General features: G+C 71.9%; 18 protein-coding genes. 9 read left to right on the top strand and 9 right to left on the bottom strand.

Going from position 1 to position 17,859, the window contains the following annotated elements; all coding sequences use genetic code 11:
* Positions 1–8: 8 nt before the first annotated feature.
* Together AY578_RS21500 and AY578_RS21495 are read right to left on the bottom strand one after the other, a co-directional pair.
* Entirely contained in the window at positions 9–1,259 is a 1,251-nt protein-coding gene (locus AY578_RS21500; protein WP_258904219.1) for a hypothetical protein, read from the bottom strand.
* Positions 1,256–2,491, bottom strand: a complete 1,236-nt coding sequence (locus AY578_RS21495) for a HesA/MoeB/ThiF family protein (protein ID WP_258904217.1) — start codon at positions 2,489–2,491, stop codon at positions 1,256–1,258. The genes AY578_RS21500 and AY578_RS21495 overlap by 4 nt, the downstream gene beginning before the upstream one ends.
* Before the next feature lie 219 nt (positions 2,492–2,710).
* Here AY578_RS21495 and AY578_RS21490 point away from each other — a divergent pair, with 219 nt between their 5' ends.
* Entirely contained in the window at positions 2,711–4,000 is a 1,290-nt protein-coding gene (locus tag AY578_RS21490; RefSeq protein WP_136238459.1) for a M14 family zinc carboxypeptidase, read from the top strand.
* 47 nt (positions 4,001–4,047) lie between these two features.
* On the opposite strand, the gene AY578_RS21485 is transcribed toward AY578_RS21490, so the two are convergent.
* Positions 4,048–4,338 (bottom strand): hypothetical protein, encoded by a 291-nt coding sequence (locus AY578_RS21485; RefSeq protein ID WP_136238458.1) that lies wholly within the window; start codon positions 4,336–4,338, stop codon positions 4,048–4,050.
* 55 nt (positions 4,339–4,393) lie between these two features.
* Between AY578_RS21485 and AY578_RS21480 the strand changes: the two genes are divergently transcribed.
* Positions 4,394–4,681 carry a DUF6000 family protein gene (locus AY578_RS21480; protein ID WP_161232131.1) on the top strand — a complete coding sequence of 96 codons (288 nt, stop codon included), beginning with the start codon at positions 4,394–4,396 and terminating at the stop codon, positions 4,679–4,681.
* Between the two features lie 148 nt (positions 4,682–4,829).
* Here AY578_RS21480 and ychF read toward each other — a convergent pair whose 3' ends face one another.
* Positions 4,830–5,918, bottom strand: a complete 1,089-nt coding sequence (gene ychF, locus AY578_RS21475; protein ID WP_019522329.1) for a redox-regulated ATPase YchF — start codon at positions 5,916–5,918, stop codon at positions 4,830–4,832.
* Positions 5,919–6,423: 505 nt separating this feature from the next.
* Here ychF and AY578_RS33880 point away from each other — a divergent pair.
* Complete coding sequence (locus AY578_RS33880) at positions 6,424–6,792, top strand: DUF6542 domain-containing protein (RefSeq protein ID WP_161232132.1); 369 nt, start codon at positions 6,424–6,426, stop codon at positions 6,790–6,792.
* Positions 6,793–6,822: 30 nt separating this feature from the next.
* Here AY578_RS33880 and ppgK read toward each other — a convergent pair whose 3' ends face one another.
* Both ppgK and AY578_RS21460 read right to left on the bottom strand, forming a co-directional pair.
* The gene (gene ppgK, locus AY578_RS21465) at positions 6,823–7,569 is read right to left on the bottom strand and encodes a polyphosphate--glucose phosphotransferase (RefSeq protein ID WP_019522331.1); all 747 of its coding nucleotides are present in this window, start codon (positions 7,567–7,569) and stop codon (positions 6,823–6,825) included.
* Positions 7,570–7,644: 75 nt separating this feature from the next.
* Positions 7,645–8,658, bottom strand: a complete 1,014-nt coding sequence (locus tag AY578_RS21460) for a 4-hydroxy-3-methylbut-2-enyl diphosphate reductase (RefSeq protein WP_019522332.1) — start codon at positions 8,656–8,658, stop codon at positions 7,645–7,647.
* An 87-nt stretch (positions 8,659–8,745) separates the two neighbouring features.
* Here AY578_RS21460 and xseA point away from each other — a divergent pair, with 87 nt between their 5' ends.
* The 3 genes from xseA (at position 8,746) to AY578_RS21445 (ending at position 10,955) form a co-directional block, all read left to right on the top strand.
* Positions 8,746–9,954 (top strand): exodeoxyribonuclease VII large subunit, encoded by a 1,209-nt coding sequence (gene xseA / locus AY578_RS21455; protein ID WP_136238456.1) that lies wholly within the window; start codon positions 8,746–8,748, stop codon positions 9,952–9,954.
* Positions 9,955–9,964: 10 nt separating this feature from the next.
* A complete protein-coding gene (locus AY578_RS21450; RefSeq protein WP_019522334.1) occupies positions 9,965–10,213 on the top strand; it encodes an exodeoxyribonuclease VII small subunit in 249 nt (82 codons plus the stop codon).
* A 151-nt stretch (positions 10,214–10,364) separates the two neighbouring features.
* Positions 10,365–10,955, top strand: a complete 591-nt coding sequence (locus AY578_RS21445; RefSeq protein ID WP_019522335.1) for a malonic semialdehyde reductase — start codon at positions 10,365–10,367, stop codon at positions 10,953–10,955.
* 78 nt (positions 10,956–11,033) lie between these two features.
* Here AY578_RS21445 and AY578_RS21440 read toward each other — a convergent pair whose 3' ends face one another.
* A complete protein-coding gene (locus tag AY578_RS21440; protein WP_019522336.1) occupies positions 11,034–11,540 on the bottom strand; it encodes a DUF4245 domain-containing protein in 507 nt (168 codons plus the stop codon).
* Between the two features lie 143 nt (positions 11,541–11,683).
* Between AY578_RS21440 and glpX the strand changes: the two genes are divergently transcribed.
* Positions 11,684–12,718: a class II fructose-bisphosphatase gene (glpX, locus tag AY578_RS21435; protein WP_019522337.1), complete on the top strand. Its 1,035-nt coding sequence runs from the start codon at positions 11,684–11,686 to the stop codon at positions 12,716–12,718.
* A gap of 314 nt (positions 12,719–13,032) precedes the next feature.
* Here the strand turns inward: glpX and AY578_RS21430 are convergent, their stop codons facing one another.
* Together AY578_RS21430 and AY578_RS21425 are read right to left on the bottom strand one after the other, a co-directional pair.
* On the bottom strand, positions 13,033–13,407 hold the full coding sequence (locus AY578_RS21430) for a WhiB family transcriptional regulator (protein WP_026243435.1): 375 nt from the start codon (positions 13,405–13,407) through the stop codon (positions 13,033–13,035).
* A 166-nt stretch (positions 13,408–13,573) separates the two neighbouring features.
* A complete protein-coding gene (locus AY578_RS21425; protein WP_019522339.1) occupies positions 13,574–14,269 on the bottom strand; it encodes a DUF1707 SHOCT-like domain-containing protein in 696 nt (231 codons plus the stop codon).
* Positions 14,270–14,414: 145 nt separating this feature from the next.
* Here AY578_RS21425 and AY578_RS21420 point away from each other — a divergent pair, with 145 nt between their 5' ends.
* Both AY578_RS21420 and AY578_RS21415 read left to right on the top strand, forming a co-directional pair.
* The gene (locus AY578_RS21420; protein WP_019522340.1) at positions 14,415–16,091 is read left to right on the top strand and encodes a FumA C-terminus/TtdB family hydratase beta subunit; all 1,677 of its coding nucleotides are present in this window, start codon (positions 14,415–14,417) and stop codon (positions 16,089–16,091) included.
* Positions 16,092–16,388: 297 nt separating this feature from the next.
* On the top strand, positions 16,389–17,822 hold the full coding sequence (locus tag AY578_RS21415) for a M20/M25/M40 family metallo-hydrolase (RefSeq protein WP_019522341.1): 1,434 nt from the start codon (positions 16,389–16,391) through the stop codon (positions 17,820–17,822).
* Positions 17,823–17,859: the final 37 nt, after the last annotated feature.

Here is a 17,859-nt window from a genome sequence, read left to right as displayed (position 1 = left end):
ACGCCGCGTCACGTCCGGGCGCGCGCCACCGCCTTCGCGCGCCTGCGTGAGCGGTGGTCGCGCCACTTGGTGACCAGCCAGAGGACGTTGACCCCGCCGAGAGTGACCAGCACCGCCGCCGAGTCGGCGTACCCCGCGGGCGTGTTGCCGGGCGCGAGTCCTCGTACGGCGCGGGCGAGCAGGGCGATGTCGAGGGGCAGGGTCACGGCGGCCATGAACGCGAGGCACGCGGCCGTGCCCACGACGAGGACGACGCTGTAGACGCGGACCGCCCGGCGCTCGTGCCGGGGCAGCCGGGCGCTCGGGTCGTCCTCCCCCTTGTGGGCCCGGGACCGCAGCAGCCGCCGGCACCGGTACCGGGCGTAGGCGAGCCCGTCGCCGTACAGGTCACGGCAGCCGGTGAGGTCCTGCAGCACGAAGTACACGTCCGTCCGCGTGAACACCATCAGCTGGAACGGCAGCGGCATCAGCGCGAGCAGCAGGGCCGCCGCCGACAGCCGGTGGGCGGTCGACGCGGGGTCGGTCGCGGCGAGGACCGGTACGAGCGCCGAGGCGACGGACAGGTTGAGCGCGATGCCGGACAGGTAGGCCGTCAACCGGTGGCGGCGCGGGGCGAGTTCGATGCCGCTGATGTCGGTCTGCATGACGAGGAACTGCAGCCGGGTGCCGAGCCGCATCCGGCCCGGCACCCCGGCGGCGCGGGCGGTGACCAGATGGGCCAGTTCGTGGGCGAGCAGCAGCGTCCATCCGGCCGCCGCCCCGCTCAGCAGGACCACGCTGCCGTGCGGGCTCCACAGCAGGTCGCGGTAGCCGGGCAGCAGGCCGGGGCGGAGCAGCATGGTGACCAGGGCGGCCGTCAGCAGGACGGCGACGGCGACGGGCAGCACCGGGTGCAGGGCGAACCGGACGTGGCGGGGCCGCAGCCACGGCAGGGAGGCGCGCGGCGGCGCCGGGTCGGGCAGCGGGCGGCCGTCGATCCGCGCGACGAACCCGAGGGCGGCCAGGTCCGTCACGAAGTCCGCGATGTCGAACTCCTCGCCCGTGTCCGCGCGCAGCCGCTCCTGCGTACGCGCCACGCTCAGCCCCTCGCCCAGCAGGCGCACGGCCCGCGCCCCGGCGGGCGGCAGGGCGACGAAGGTGCGGGTCGCCATGCGTCCGACGATCCACTCGTCGCGGTCGCGCCGCACGGAGAGCTCGTGCAAGGCGACGCGGGCGTCCGGTCCGACGCGGGGCGGCGCCTCGGCGGCGGTGTCCGTCACCGGGCCTCCCCGTCCGGCGCGGTCACCGCCGGCCGCGTACCGCAGGCCGGGCAGTCGTCGCGCCGTTCGGAGCGCTGCAGGACCGGGTCGCCAGGGACCATGAGGTTGAGGCCGAAGCGGCAGCCGGGTTCCACGGACGGTATGCCGCACAGCAGGCTGAGCGCGGCGTGCGCGAGGAGGCTGCCGGACAGGCCCGCGGTCACGGCGTTGACCGGGTTCCACGGCATGCGCGGCGACGCCACGTCCTCGTCCTGGCCGGGCGCGAGGCGCAGGTCGCGCCGCTCGACCTCGGCGTCGCGCAGACACTGCCAGCAGGCGCCGCGGCCGGGGGCGAACACGCCCACGCCGACCAGCGGCCCGCGGTAGCCCGCCTCGGCCCACGGGGTGCCGGTGGCGAGGCAGACCCGGTTCGCCCATCGGCGGATCTCCGGGGGCCGGTCGGCGGCGAGGAGGAGCAGGTCGTACGGGGCGCCGTCCGGGTGGCGGGAATCCGCTGCGGTGAGCAGGTCCTCCAGGTCGTCCGGGCCGCGCACCTCGCGGCGCTCCCCGGTGAGCGTGGCGTCCGTGTTCAGGGCGCGCAGCGCGGCCAGTGCCGCGTCGAGCTTGGGGCGGCCCAGGTCGTCCTCGCGGAAGAGGGTCTGCCGGTTGAGGTTGGACAGTTCGACGACGTCCGGTTCGACGCAGTGCAGATGGCCCACGCCGGACGCCACGAGGTCACGGGCGGCCGCCCCGCCGGTGCCGCCGACGCCGACGAGCAGCACGCGGGCGTGGCGCAGCCGTAGCTGCGGCTCCCAGGAATGGGCGCGGGGCCGCAGGTCCATCCAGCGCATCAGCGTCATCCCCCGCCCGTAGCGCTCGCGTTCACGCGGGGTCAGCTCTTCGGGTGGCGGGGCGCCGGCGTCCTCGACGTACCCGGCCTGGAGCAGGTCGTCCATCGCGCCGGTGACGTCCTCGTCGTCCAGGGCGGGATGGCACCGTACGACCTCGGCGACGACGTCGTACGGGCCGCGTGTGCCGTCCATGGCCTCGACGAGCGTCCACACCCAGCCGTCGGGGTCGAGGACCTCGGCGCCGATGCCGTGGACGACGCTGCCGATCCGCACGTTGCCGTCGACGGTCCGGTAGGCCCGGTGCTCGGGCTTGATGCGGGGCCGCCGCATCGTCCGGGCGGTGGCCGCCCTGGGTGTGGCCGCCGCGTCCGTGGCCGTCCGGTCCGTGCTCCGCACCGTCATTTTCGCGCCAATCTCGTCGGTCTCAACTACCGCTCCTTCAACGCACATTGACAACGATTGCCCGGTCGGCGAACGCTGGCAAGCGCACATCTGGTCCTTCGTACGCACCGGACAACGGGAGGGAACGGCATGGCGAACAAGATCGAGATCCGTCCGCTGGACAAGAAGGAGACCACCGGCGACAGCGGTGGCAACGGCGGCGCCTGACGGACGGACGGAATGGACCGCTACCTCACGGTCGCGGAGGTTTCCGCAGCGGCGCGGCGGCTGGTCTCCCGGTACCCGGGGGCCGGCCGTCTGCGCCGTGTCGGCACGTCCCGCGCGGGGCGTCCGCTGGAGATGCTGTCCGTCGGACACGGCCCCGCGCACGTCCTGGCGGTCGCCCGCCCGCACCCCGACGAACCGGTGGGCGCGGTCACCGCGCTCGCCCTGGCCGAGCGGTTGGCGGCCGGCGACGGCCCGCGTTCCGAGGCGACCGATCCGGCGCGGGTCACCTGGGACTTCGTGTTGTGCCTGGACCCGGACGGGGCCGCGCTGAGCGAGGGCATCGAGGAGGCGACGGCCGGTCCCGCACCCGCCCTGGAGCGCTACTTCCGTACCGCGTTCCGTCCGGTCGCGGCGGAGCAGCCCGAGTGGGCGCCGATCGAGTCGTCCGACCTGCCCGAGAGCCGGGCTCTGTTCGACCTGATCGACGAACGGCGGCCGGTCCTCCAGTGCTCCCTGCACGGCATCGAGGCGGGCGGCACCTTCGCCCAGCTCACCGACGACCTGCCGGGTTTCGCCCTGCCCTTCCACACGGCGGCCGCCGCTCTCTCCGTCCCGGTCCAGCACGGCACCTTCGACGCCCTGTACTGGGAGAACCCCGCCCCCGGCATCCATGTCCTGCCCCCGCCGGGGAGCACGGGGCGGCTGGCGGCCGGTTCCGAGCACATCGGCCGGTCCACGTGGTGCGCGCCCCAGCGGCACGGCGGTGTCACCGCGATCGTCGAGGTGCCGATGTGGGCCAGCGCCCTGGCCGACGACACCGCCCCGCACCCCGACGCCGTACGCGCCCTGCGCGGGCTGTCCCGGCTGGTGCGGGACGGGGGCGAGCAGGTGACCGCGGTCCTGGACAAGGCGCGCGGCTTCCTGCCGCCGCCGGAGGAGAGCGCACCCCGGCGGGTGCTGGAGTGGATGGCGGGCGGCCTGTACGACCTGGTCGCCGAGTCCTGGCAGCCGTTGGCCCAGCAGGCCGCGGAAGGCGGTGGGCGTCTGACCACGGCCCAGGTCTGCGCCCTGGACGTGGTGGCCCGCCGCCAGCCGCTGCGCGCGGCCGGGCTGCTGCTGCGTCTGCTGTCGGAGTCGGACGACCCCGCCGCGCCCGCGCTCCACGACGAGCTGTACGCCCTGTTCACCGCGTGGTGCGAGGACTTCACCCGCGCCCTCGGCCTGCGCCGGGTCCCGGTCCACGACCAGGCGGACCTTCAGGCGCGTACGGCCCTGGCGGCGGCGGAGAGCGCGGTGCGCTGAGGGCGGCCGGGGTACGGGGGGGGACCCCACGGGCCAATGCAGTTGCCTTAGGGCTCGCCCGACGAGTCAGACGCGATCGTCCTGTCCCGGAAGGACTGGAAGGCGTTCCAGCTGGCCTGGGCATCGTCTACGAGCAGCTCACCGGTCGTGCAGTCGAAGGGGCGGCAGCCGAGGGCTCTGGAGATGCGGAAGATCACGGGCAGCACGTCGTCCTCTCCGCCCCGGACATGGAGCATGACCGACTCGACGGGGTTGTGCTCGCCGATGCCGAGTTCGATCACCCAGGTCGGACCGAGCAACTCGCCCCATGTGGGATCGGTCAGGTCGACCTCGCCCACGGCTGATCTGAGGGCCTTGTGGACCTGGACCGGCTCTTCCGACGGGAGGCGGCTCGTGATCGGCGGGAAGGTCGTCGATCGACGTGATGTCCGCAGGCAGCGGCAGCTCCCGCGCACCGGCCTCCGCTACGACCAGCCCGCGGCCCTCGGCGCCCTCCTCCGCCTCGACGCCCGCCTCGGAACCCGGCACGCCGACCGCTTCACCCGCCCAGGCGGCCTGTGGGGCCGGTGGGTCGATGCCCTCCCCCTCCTGCGTGGCAACCCCGGCTGGGCCTCGGCGGCACTGCGCGCACGGACGGACCGCCAGTGCGACTTCGCCAACGGCTGGGGCGACGCCCGGTAGACCGCTCCGCCTCACACCGCCACGAGCCGTACCCGCTCGCCGCACAGCTTGGCCACGTCGTCGATGTCAACGGGGCCGACCCGACAACGGACCGACCCCACTGACCTGCAGGTTTGCCTGCTCGGCCTAGACCTGGCTACGGCAGCGACTAAACGTTGAAGCGGAACTCCACCACGTCCCCGTCCTGCATGACGTAGTCCTTGCCCTCCATGCGGGCCTTGCCCTTCGCGCGGGCCTCGGCGACCGAGCCCGTCTCGACCAGGTCCTCGAAGGAGATGACCTCCGCCTTGATGAAGCCCTTCTGGAAGTCGGTGTGGATGACTCCGGCGGCCTCGGGGGCGGTGGCGCCCTTCTTGATGGTCCAGGCGCGGGACTCCTTGGGGCCGGCCGTCAGGTAGGTCTGGAGGCCGAGCGTGCGGAAGCCGACGTGCGCGAGGGTGGCGAGGCCGGGCTCCTCCTGGCCGACGGACTGGAGCAGCTCCAGCGCCTCGTCCTCGTCCAGCTCGGCGAGGTCCGCCTCCAGCTTGGCGTTGAGGAAGATCGCCTCGGCAGGGGCGACCAGCGCGCGCTGCTCGTTCTTGAAGTCCTCGTCGACCAGCTCGTCCTCGTCGACGTTGAAGACGTAGAGGAACGGCTTCGTGGTGAGCAGGTGCAGGTCGTGGAGCAGCTCCGCGCGCTCCGTGCCCTGGACGATGCCCTGCGAGAACAGCGTGTCGCCCTTCTCCAGGATCTCCTTGGCCTCCTCGACCGCCTTGACCTTGGGCGCGACGTCCTTCTTGATCCGCGACTCCTTCTGCAGGCGCGGCAGGACCTTCTCGATGGTCTGGAGGTCGGCGAGGATCAGCTCGGTGTTGATCGTCTCGATGTCGTCCTTCGGCGAGACCTTGCCGTCGACGTGCACGACGTTCTCGTCCTTGAAGGCGCGGATGACCTGGCAGATCGCGTCGGACTCGCGGATGTTGGCGAGGAACTTGTTGCCCAGGCCCTCGCCCTCGGACGCGCCGCGCACGATGCCGGCGATGTCGACGAAGTCGACCGTGGCCGGAAGGATCCGCTGCGAGCCGAAAATCTCCGCCAGCTTCTTCAGCCGGGGGTCGGGGACGCCGACGACGCCCACGTTCGGCTCGATCGTGGCGAACGGGTAGTTGGCCGCCAGCACGTCGTTCTTGGTCAGGGCGTTGAACAGGGTCGACTTGCCGACATTCGGCAGACCGACGATTCCGATCGTGAGCGACACGTTGCGACTTCCCGTACGTGAGGAGGGGGGCGAGGGCCGGCCGAGCGGCCGGCGTGGACCGATCCACCAGTCTACGGCGTGCCCGCTGCCGGCCGGCCGCTGTGTCGAACGCACGGCCGAGGTCCGGATCCCGGCGTGTCTGACGGGCGGCCGGACACATAAAACGACCTAAGTTGGTCCAGTGGAGCAACACAGGACGCGACCCGCCCAGCACGGACCGCGACGCGAGCCGGTGCCCGACTCGCCGGCGACCCCCCGTACGTCACGGCCGCACGGCCCTCCGCTGCCCCCGCAGGCGGGACGGGCCGCGGGCGGCGGGGTCGCCCGGTCCCCGCGCGCCCAGCGGCCCCAGAAGCAGCAGAAGCAGCAGAAGCAACAGAAGCAGCAGAAGCAACAAAGGCCTCAACGAGCTCCCGGGCGCCGACCCGCTCCCCCGCCCCCCGCACGGCGCGTACCAGGGCCCCGGCTGACCGGGCTGGGCGGCGGGCTGTTCTGCGGGGCCGTGATGCTGGCGCTCGGGCTGCTCACGGAGGCGCTGTTCGGCTCCTCGCTCACCGTCTACGGCGTGCTGTTCCTGCCGGTGTGCGTGCTGACCGCGCTGTGGGTGCGCGAGGGCGATCTGCTCATCGCGCCCGTCGTGGTGCCGATCGCCTTCGCGGTGGGACTCGTGCCGGTCGCCGACGAGGGCGGCGGCAGCGTGCTGGACCGGCTGATGGGCATGGTGACCGGCCTCGCCACCCAGGCGGGCTGGCTCTACGGCGGGACGCTGCTGGCGGGTGTGCTGGTGCTCGTCCGCCGGGTGCGGCGGATCCGGCGGATGCGGACGGTCAACCGCCGTCCCGTCCGGGAGCGGGCGGGGAGGGCCACCGTCTGAGACTCCCCCCGCCCAGCCGCTCAGCAGCCGCTACACCCCCGTGGCCGCCCGCATCGCCGCCCCCACGATGCCCGCGTTGTTCTGCAGGTGGGCGGGGACGATCTCCGCCCTGATGCCCTCGATCTTCGGCAGGAACTTGTGCGCCTTGCGGCTGACGCCGCCGCCGATCACGAACAGCTCGGGCGAGAACAGCATCTCGACGTGGGCGAGGTACTTCCGCACGCGCCGCGCCCACTCGTCCCACGACAGGTCGTGGTCCTCCTTGGCCTTGCTGGACGCCCGCTTCTCCGCGTCGTGGCCCTTCAGCTCCAGATGGCCCAGCTCGGTGTTGGGGACGAGGACGCCGTCCGAGAAGAGGGCGCTGCCGATGCCGGTGCCGAAGGTCAGCACGATCACCGTGCCCTTGCGGTGGCGTCCGGCGCCGAAGTGCATCTCGGCGATGCCGGCCGCGTCCGCGTCGTTGACGACCGTCACGGGCAGGCCGCCCAGGCGGTCGCCGAGCAGCACGCGCGCGTCGGTGTCGATCCAGCCCTTGTCGACGTTGGCCGCCGTACGGATCGTGGTGCCGTCGGTGACCACGCCGGGGAAGGTGACGCCGACCGGGCCGGTCCAGCCGAAGTGGTCGACGACCTGCTTCACCCCGTCGGCCACCGCGTCGGGCGTGGCCGGGTGCGGGGTGAGGACCTTGCAGCGCTCCTGCGCCAGGTCCCCCTTGTCGAGGTCGACCGGGGCGCCCTTGATCCCGGATCCGCCGATGTCCACGCCGAAGATCTCCATGGCACCACGTTACGACGACCGGGGGAAGCCCACCGGTCGTCGTAGCGGCAACCGCCCCTGAGGGCGGGCGATGTGCTAGGCGTCGCCGCCCGCGCCGCCCCGCTCGGCCGCCAGGGCGGCGGCCTCCTCGCGCAGGTCGCGGCGCAGCTCCTTGGGCAGGGAGAAGGTGATGGACTCCTCGGCGGCCTTGACGATCTCCACGTCCTCGAAGCCGCGCTGCGACAGCCACTCCAGGACCTGCTCGACCAGCACCTCCGGCACCGAGGCGCCCGAGGTGACGCCGACCGTGGTGACGCCCTGAAGCCAGGCCTCGTCGATCTCGTCGGCGAAGTCCACCAGGTACGCCTCGCGGGCGCCGGCCAGCTTGGCGACCTCCACGAGCCGCTTGGAGTTGGAGGAGTTGCGGGAGCCGACGACGATCACCAGGTCGGCCTCGGCGCCCATCTGCTTCACCGCGAGCTGGCGGTTCTGCGTGGCGTAGCAGATGTCGTCGCTCGGCGGGGAGATGAGCTGCGGGAACTTCTCCTTGAGGGCGTCGACGGTCTCCATGGTCTCGTCGACGCTGAGCGTGGTCTGGGAGAGCCAGACGACCTTGGACGGGTCGCGGACCTCGACCTTCTCCACGTCACCGGGGCCGTCGACGAGCTGGATGTGCTCGGGGGCCTCGCCGGAGGTGCCGATGACCTCCTCGTGGCCCTCGTGCCCGATCAGGAGGATGTCGTAGTCCTCCTTGGCGAACCGGACCGCCTCCTTGTGGACCTTGGTGACCAGCGGGCAGGTGGCGTCGATGGTGGCGAGGCGGCCGCGCTCGGCCTCCTCGTGGACGACGGGGGCGACGCCGTGCGCGGAGAACATCACGATGTTGCCCGGGGGCACCTCCTCCGTCCGCTCGACGAAGATCGCGCCCTTCTTCTCCAGGGTCTGCACGACGTACTTGTTGTGCACGATCTCGTGCCGCACGTAGACGGGAGCCCCGTACTGCTCGAGGGCCTTCTCGACAGCGATCACGGCGCGGTCCACCCCCGCGCAGTAGCCCCGGGGGGCGGCGAGCAGGACACGGCGGCCAGTCGAAGCGGTCATGCGTCCCATCGTACGGGCCGTGTCCCCGGGGTCCTGGCACGGTGCCGCGTCGGCGGCGGCGCACCGGTGTCGGCGGGGCGCACTACGCTCGCGGGCATGGCTGTGAACACGTCCGCGGAAGCCCCCCTGCCGGTGGGAGAGGTGTCGCGGCTCATCGGCGGGTGGATCGACCGGCTCGGCGCGGTGTGGGTGGAGGGGCAGATCACCCAGCTGTCGCGGCGCCCGGGCGCGGGCGTGGTGTTCCTGACGCTGCGCGACCCCTCGTACGACATCTCGGTGGGGGTGACCTGCTACCGGCAGGTGTTCGACCCCGTCGCGGATGTCGTGAGCGAGGGCGCGCGGGTGGTGGTGCACTGCAAGCCGGAGTGGTACGCGCCCCGGGGGCAGCTGTCGCTGCGGGCCGCGGAGATCCGCCCGGTGGGCGTCGGGGAGCTGCTGGCGCGCCTGGAGCAGCTGAAGAAGTCGCTGGCGCGCGAGGGGCTGTTCGCGCCGGAGCGGAAGAAGCCGCTGCCGTTCCTGCCGCAGCTGATCGGGCTGGTGTGCGGGCGCGCGTCGGCGGCCGAGCGGGACGTGCTGGAGAACGCGCGGCACCGCTGGCCGGCGGTCCGCTTCGAGGTGCGGAACGTGGCGGTGCAGGGGGTGCACGCGGTGCCGCAGGTGGTCCAGGCCGTGAAGGAGCTGGACGCGCTGGAGGAGGTGGACGTGATCGTCGTCGCGCGGGGCGGCGGCAGCGTGGAGGACCTGCTGCCGTTCTCCGACGAGCAGTTGGTGCGGGCGGTGGCTGCCTGCCGTACGCCGGTCGTGTCGGCGATCGGACACGAGCCGGACAGCCCGCTGCTCGACCTGGTCGCGGATCTGCGCGCCTCCACGCCGACGGACGCCGCCAAGAAGGTGGTGCCGGACGTGGGCGAGGAGTACGAGCGGGTGCGGATGCTGCGGGACCGCGCGCGCCGCTGTGTGGGCGCCCTGCTGGAGCGGGAGGAGCGGGGGCTGGCGCACGCACTGGCCCGGCCGTCGATACAGGACCCGCACCGGATGATCGACGCGCGCGCCGAGGAGGTCTCGATGCTGCTGGACCGGGGCCGGCGGGCGCTGCGCCACCAGCTGGACCGGGCCGACTCCGAGCTGACGCACACGCACGCGCGCGTGGTGGCCCTCTCCCCCGCCGCCACGCTGAAGCGGGGGTACGCCGTACTCCAGCGGGAGGACGGGCACGCGGTGCGCGCGCCGGACGAGGTGGAGGCGGGCGAGGTGCTGCGGGCGCGGGTGTCCGCGGGCGAGTTCACGGTACGGGTCGATCACTAGGGTGGGCGGAATGACCGGAAAGACGGAGCAGGCGGCGGTGGCCGAGGCGCTCGGGTACGAGCAGGCGCGGGACGAGCTGATCGAGGTCGTGCGCCGCCTGGAGGCGGGCGGCACGTCGCTGGAGGAGTCGCTCGCACTCTGGGAGCGGGGCGAGGAGCTGGCGAAGGTGTGCCGGCGCTGGCTCGACGGGGCGCGGGCCCGGCTGGACGCGGCGCTGGCGGAGGAGGAGCAGGAGGAGGACGCGGACGAGGAGGACTGAGGGCGGGTGCCGGCGACGGAAACCTTTCAGCTTGAACCTTCAACCACATAGGTTGAAGGTTGAACTTCATAGAGGTACTCTCGGTGCGTTAACCGGACCGCGGTCCGCTAATCCCCGACGGGCCGCCCCAACTCCCCGATGAGGTTCACCCATGTCTCTCGTTCTCGACGCCGCCGCACAGGACCTGCTGTTCCGCGAGGCGCGCACCGCCAACACCTTCACCGACGAGCCGGTGACCGACGAGCAGGTGCGGGCGATCTACGACTTGGTCAAGTACGGCCCCACGTCCATGAACCAGTCCCCGCTGCGCGTCACGCTGGTCCGGTCCCCCGAGGCGCGTGAGCGTCTGGTGGGCCTCATGGCCGAGGGCAACCAGCCCAAGACGGCCGCGGCGCCGCTCGTCGCTATCCTGTCCGCGGACAACGAGTTCCACGAGGAGCTGCCGCAGCTCTTCCCGCACTTCCCGCAGGCCAAGGACGCTTTCTTCGGCGAGCGCCCGGTCCGCGAGTCCTCCGCCGCGCTGAACGCCGCCCTCCAGGCGGCGTACTTCATCATCGGCGTGCGCGCCGCCGGTCTGGCCGCCGGCCCGATGACCGGCTGCGACATGGAGGGCATCCGCAAGGAGTTCCTGGACGACGACCACACCCCGCTGATGGTCGTGAACATCGGCCGCCCCGGCCCCGACGCCTGGTTCCCGCGCAGCCCGCGCCTGGAGTTCGAGCAGGTCGTCACCACCGTCTGAGCCCGTCAGGGACACCACAAGGGGCGGGGCCCCGGACCGTGCGGTCCGGGGTCCCGCCCCTTGCCTTTCGCGCGCCGGTCACTCCGTGCGGAGCGCCTCCGCCAGCTTCGTCATCTCCGCGAACGACGCCGTGCCGGTCACCACGGTCGTCGAGCCCGGGGTGTTCTCCAGCACCAGGGCGTCGTACTGGTCGCCCTCGTAGCGCGTCCAGGTCTTCCCGTCGATCCGCTGCGTGGCGCCGGTCTCCTCCGCGCGCTGCGTCCTGTCCTCGATGAACGTCTTCCGCTTGCCCGCGGACTGCTCGACCGCCGCGTACTCGCCCTCGGGGGTGCGGAAGCCCAGGTGCCAGGCCTCGTCCTCGGCGCCGCGGTAGCGCACGGAGGTGGGCTTCCAGCTCTCGGGCAGTCCCTCGGGCGCGGCCACGGGGTAGGAGGCGGCGCGACGGGCGGTCAGCAGGTCGACGCGGTAGTCGACGCGCTTGACCTCGGGCTCACCGTCCGTGTGCGGGATGAACAGCCACACCACTCCCGCCGCGAGCACGATGAGGGCCAGGGAGAGGACCATGTCCCTGGCGGTCTTCTGCATGCTGTTCGTTCCTGCCACGCCCCCTATCGTCGCAGGTGCCCGGAGCGCTCATCCGTGGGGTCCCCTGCTCATTTTGTCTGCCTGGCGATAGAGTCGTGGCCATACCCTCATCCGGCCGTCGTCGTACAGAAAGGTGCGCTCCGATGACCGAACACCACCATTTGCCGTCCGAGCTCGATGTCCCCTCCGAGGCCCCGGACCGCAACCTCGCCCTGGAACTCGTACGGGTCACCGAGGCGGCCGCGATGGCCGCGGGCCGCTGGGTAGGGCGCGGCGACAAGAACGGCGCCGACGGTGCGGCGGTCCGCGCCATGCGCACCCTGGTCTCGACCGTCTCGATGAACGGCGTCGTCGTCATCGGCGAGGGCGAGAAGGACGAGGCGCCGATGCTCTTCAACGGGGAGCGCGTGGGCGACGGGACCGGCCCGGAGTGCGACATCGCCGTCGACCCGATCGACGGCACGACGCTGACGGCCAAGGGCATGACCAACGCCATCGCGGTGCTGGCGGCGGCCGAGCGGGGCTCGATGTTCGACCCGTCGGCCGTGTTCTACATGGACAAGCTGGTCACCGGGCCGGAGGCGGCGGACTTCGTCGACATCAACGCCCCGGTGAGCGTGAACATCCGGCGGGTCGCCAAGGCGAAGCGGGTCACCCCCGAGGACGTCACCGTGGTGATCCTGGACCGGCCGCGGCACGAGGGCATCATCAAGGAGATCCGGGAGACCGGCGCGCGGATCAAGCTGATCTCCGACGGCGATGTGGCCGGGTCGATCCTGGCGTTGCGGGAGGGCACGGGTATCGATCTGCTGCTGGGGATCGGCGGGACGCCGGAGGGCATCATCTCGGCCTGTGCGGTGAAGTGCCTGGGCGGCACCATCCAGGGGAAGCTGTGGCCCAAGGACGAGGAGGAGCGGCAGCGGGCGGTGGACGCGGGGCACGACCTGGACCGGGTGCTGACCACGGAGGACCTGGTCACCGGGGACAACGTGTTCTTCGTGGCTACCGGTATCACCGATGGGGAGCTGCTGCGGGGGGTGCGGTATCGGTCGGAGACGGCGACTACCGATTCCATCGTGATGCGGTCGAAGTCGGGGACGGTGCGGAGGATTGATTCCGAGCATCGGCTCAGCAAGCTGCGGGCGTACAGCGCGATCGATTTCGATCGGGCCAAGTGAAGGCGCCGTTTGGTGGGGGTGCCTGAGGGGCTTGGGCGGGTGCGGGTGCGTTTGGGTTGATCGCGCAGTTCCCCGCGCCCCTGAGGGGGCCGGCCCCCCGTGCTGGACAGGTGGGCGTGTCTGTCCCGGTCGTCGCGCAGTTCCCCGCGCCCCTAGGGGAGTTGCCCGGCCGGTGCTGGATAAGTGGGGGTGTCTGTCCCGGCCGTCGCGCAGTTCCCCGCGCCCCTGGGGGAGTTGCCCGGCCGGCGCTTGGAGGCAGCTCGTGCTGAAAGGGGCGTCCCCTGTGCGGAGGGGGCGCCCCTTTTGGGGTGCTGTCAGCCGGCCGCGGGTATGCGGTTCTGGCGGGCCGTCTTCTTCAGTTCCATTTCGCGGCGCCTGCGGCGGGCCAGGACGACGCGGCGCTCCGCCGCGGTCAGGCCGCCCCAGACGCCGTAGGGCTCGGGCTGGAGCAGGGCGTGTTCGCGGCACTCCACCATGACCGGACAGCGGGCGCAGACCCGCTTGGCCGCCTCCTCGCGGGACAGCCGCGCGGCGGTCGGTTCCTTCGACGGCGCGAAGAACAGGCCCGCCTCGTCACGCCGGCACACCGCCTCGGTGTGCCAGGGGGCGTCCTGGTCCCTGTCCCGCGCTGCCACTCGCTGGGCCGGAACGGCGGCTACCTGCAGGGACGAATGCGGCGGTTGCAGCACGGTCTACTCCTGACGACGGCTTCGCGAGCTGGCGAGTGCCGTGGATGCACGTGGGTCGGCCCGGCGTGAATCCCTGGCGCCCTCCAAGGAGACGATGCGTCAAGGCTTACCCGATGTGCGCGCGCCTATGCACAGAGTCCCCAACGGGCCTGGGCCTGCGCCGTGTTCAGTGCCCCAGGTGCTTGCGGGTGCTGCGCTCCACCGTGCGCTGCACGCGGTCCAGGATGTCCTTCACCAGCTTGCCGCGCTTGGGCCGGGCCTCCACGCTGCCGAGGATCGCCCACCCGTCGACGTAGACCACGGGGGCGTTGTCGTCGGGCGAGTCCTGCGGGTCCACCTCGAAGGCGCCGAGCACGCCGCCGCCGGTGCCGCGCAGCGACACGTTCTCCGGGACGCGGATCTCGACGCTGCCGAAGACGGAGAACGCCTTGATCATCACCTGCTGGTGGTCGAAGAGCGCCTCGCTGAGGTCGATCTCCACGCTGCCGAACACCGCGTACGCGTGGATACGGCGGCCGGTGCGCCAGCGGCCCTTGCGGGCGGCGGCGCTGAACACCGCGACCACGTTGTCGTCGGGGTCGACCGGGAAGACGCCCGCGGCGGGACGGCCGGGCGCGGAGAAGGGGGCCGCGCGCCGCTCATGGGCGGCCGGCAGGTCCTGGATGAACCTTTCCAGCTCGCCCAGCGTCTTGGCGGTCAGCACGCCTTCGACGCGCTCGGCGTGCTCGTCGGCGGTCAGCCGGCCCTCTGCGTGCGCGTCGTGCAACAACTCGACGATGCGGTCCCGGTCGGCGTCGGAGGCGCGCAGCTCGCTGCTCCGCGGCGTCGTGTCCGGCTGCTGGGCGTGCTTCTGAAGGTCCACGACAGCAGCGTACCCAAACGCGATAGATCGCGACTACCCCGCGGCGTGGACAACTGAGGACAACCTCACAGGATCGGCGCCGGCGGCAGGTCCTAGGCTGGGAAGGCCCGCCGACGGAGGCGGGCGGTCTTCCGTCGAGTGAGGAATGGGCGAGATGCCTGAGTTCGAGTACGCCGATCTGCTCCCCATGGGAGAGGACACCACCCCCTACCGGCTGGTGACCTCCGAAGGTGTGTCCACCTTCGAGGCCGACGGGCGGACGTTCCTCAAGGTCGAGCCGGAGGCGCTGCGCAAGCTCGCCGAGGAGGCCATCCGCGACATCCAGCACTACCTGCGCCCCGCGCACCTCGCCCAGCTGCGCCGCATCATCGACGACCCCGAGGCGTCGAGCAACGACAAGTTCGTCGCGCTGGACCTGCTGAAGAACGCGAACATCGCGGCGGCGGGCGTGCTGCCCATGTGCCAGGACACCGGCACGGCGATCGTCATGGGCAAGCGCGGGCAGAACGTGCTCACCGCGGGCCGCGACGAGGAGGCCCTGTCCCGGGGCATCTACGACGCCTACCAGAAGCTCAACCTGCGCTACTCGCAGATGGCTCCGCTCACCATGTGGGAGGAGAAGAACACCGGCTCCAACCTCCCCGCGCAGATCGAGCTGTACGCGACGGACGGCGACGCCTACAAGTTCCTCTTCATGGCCAAGGGCGGCGGCTCCGCCAACAAATCCTTCCTCTACCAGGAGACGAAGGCCGTCCTGAACGAGGCCTCCATGATGAAGTTCCTGGAGGAGAAGATCCGTTCGCTGGGCACGGCCGCCTGCCCTCCGTACCACCTGGCGATCGTCGTCGGCGGCACGAGCGCCGAGTACGCGCTGAAGACGGCGAAGTACGCCTCCGCGCACTACCTGGACGAGATCCCCGCCGAGGGCTCCCCGCTCGGGCACGGCTTTCGGGACAAGGAGCTCGAGGAGAAGGTCTTCGAGCTGACCCAGAGGATCGGCATCGGCGCGCAGTTCGGCGGCAAGTACTTCTGCCACGACGTGCGCGTGGTGCGGCTGCCGCGGCACGGCGCCTCGTGCCCCGTCGCCATCGCCGTGTCCTGCTCCGCCGACCGCCAGGCCGTCGCGAAGATCACGGCTGAGGGCGTCTTCCTGGAGCAGCTTGAGACGGACCCGGCGCGGTTCCTGCCGGAGACGACGGACGAGCAGCTCGACGAGTCCGGCGACGTGGTGAAGATCGACCTCAACCAGCCGATGAAGGCGATCCTCGCCGAGCTGTCCAAGTACCCGGTGAAGACCCGGCTCTCGCTGTCCGGCCCGCTGGTCGTGGCGCGCGACATCGCGCACGCCAAGATCAAGGAGCGGCTGGACGCGGGCCAGGAGATGCCGCAGTACCTCAAGGACCACCCGGTGTACTACGCCGGCCCCGCGAAGACCCCCGAGGGCTACGCGTCCGGCTCCTTCGGCCCCACCACGGCCGGGCGGATGGACTCCTACGTGGAGCAGTTCCAGGCGGCGGGCGGCTCGCTGGTGATGCTCGCGAAGGGCAACCGCAGCAAGCAGGTCACCGACGCGTGCGCCGCGCACGGCGGCTTCTACCTCGGCTCCATCGGCGGTCCGGCGGCGCGGCTCGCGCAGGACTGCATCAAGAAGGTGGAGGTCGTCGAGTACGAGGAGCTGGGGATGGAGGCGGTCTGGAGGATCGAGGTCGAGGACTTCCCCGCGTTCATCGTCGTCGACGACAAGGGGAACGACTTCTTCCAGGACCCGGCGCCGCAGCCGACGTTCACGTCGATTCCGGTGCGGGGGCCTGGGCTCGGCTGAGCCTGTGAGAACGGAGGGGCTGCTCGCAGCCCCTCCGGCGCTTGAGGAGCGGGGTCCGGGGCAGCGCCCCGGGGACGGGACGGGAAGGGGCGGAGGGGGCGAACTCCCCGGGCTCGCCCCACCCGTGTCCACATACCGGAATCCCTGTACTGCTTTCGGACAAACCTCGCCCCGCCCACCCCGTGCCGTTGACCCGATCAACAACCTGCTGTGACCCTTCCTGACAGGCCAGGCATGCACATGCCATGCCAAGGCCACCGCGTGGCAACCCCACAGCCACCGTCCGGAGGAGTCCAGGTGAAACGAAGATTCGCCACGGCGAGCACCCTGCTCGCCCTCGTGCTCGGCTTCGGCACAGTCCCCGCCGCGGCCACCCTGTCCGGCACGTCCCCCGCCTCCACCACCACCGCCCTCGCCGCCCCCGACATCAGCGTCACCGCGGTCCGGGCCCACCTCGACGAGTTCAGCGCCGCCGCCTCCCGCAACGGCGGCAACCGCCGTTCCACGACCCAGGGTTACCGCGACTCGGTCGCCTACGTGAAGGGCAGGCTGCAGGCCGCCGGCTACACCGTCACCGAGCAGCCCTGCACCTCCGGCTGCACCAGCGGCGCCGGGCCCAACCTCATCGCCGAATGGCCCCGGGGCGACGCGAACAGCGTCTACATGTTCGGCGCCCACCTCGACGGCGTCTCCGCAGGGCCCGGCATGAACGACAACGGCTCCGGCTCCGCCGCCCTCCTGGAGAACGCCCTGACGCTCGCCCGGGAGAACCCGGACATGCGCAACCGGGTCCGCTTCGCCTGGTGGACCGACGAGGAGCAGGGCCTCAACGGCAGTTACTTCTACGCCCGCACGCTGTCCTCGACGGAGCGCGCGAAGATCAAGGCGTACTACAACTTCGACATGGTCGCCTCGCTCAACGGCGGCTACTTCATCAACCACATCACCTCCGCGGCCGCCGCGCCGATGAAGGCGTACTGGGACTCCCTCGGCCTCCAGCCCGAGGAGAACACCGAGGGCGCGGGACGCAGCGACGACTACTCCTTCGAGCGGTACGGCATCCCCACGTCCGGCTACGCGATGGGCGCGAGCGCCCGCAAGACCTCCGCGCAGGCCGCCAAGTGGGGCGGCACGTCCGGCTCGGCGTACGACCCCTGCTACCACCGGGCGTGCGACACGCTGGCCAACATCAACGCCACCGGACTCGACCGCGCCGCCGACGGCATCGCGTACACCCTGTGGCAGCAGGCCGTCGGCACCGGAGGCGGAGGGGGCACCTGCGACCCGGCCGGGGCCGTCGGCAACGGCGGGTTCGAGAGCGGGACCGCGCCCTGGACCGGGACCACCGCGGTCATCGCCGCCCACACCGGGCGGACCGCGCACGGCGGCACCCGCTTCGCCTGGCTCGGCGGCAACGGCTCCACGAGCACCGAGTCGCTGAGCCAGACGGTGACCGTGCCGGCGGACTGCACGCGCGCGTCGCTGGTCTTCTGGCTGCAGATCGAGACCGCCGAGTCCGGCAGCCGGGCGTACGACACGTTCACCGTCCGGGTGAACGGGTCCACGGTGGCCACCTGGTCCAACGTGCACGCGGGCGGCGGCTGGGTCCAGCGGTCGGCCGACCTGTCCGCGTACGCCGGGCAGACGGTCACCGTGACCTTCACCGCCACCGAGGACTACAGCCTGCAGACCGGCTTCCTGCTGGACGACGTGAGCCTGCAGAGCGCCTGACACCCCCCACGGGTCCGTCCGCCCCGCCGCGCGACGT

This window comes from Streptomyces thermocarboxydus (assembly GCF_024760485.1).
In the GTDB taxonomy this organism is placed as follows: domain Bacteria; phylum Actinomycetota; class Actinomycetes; order Streptomycetales; family Streptomycetaceae; genus Streptomyces; species Streptomyces cellulosae.
Note: the sequence above shows the minus strand (reverse complement) of the source record. Positions and strands in the feature narration are given on the sequence as shown.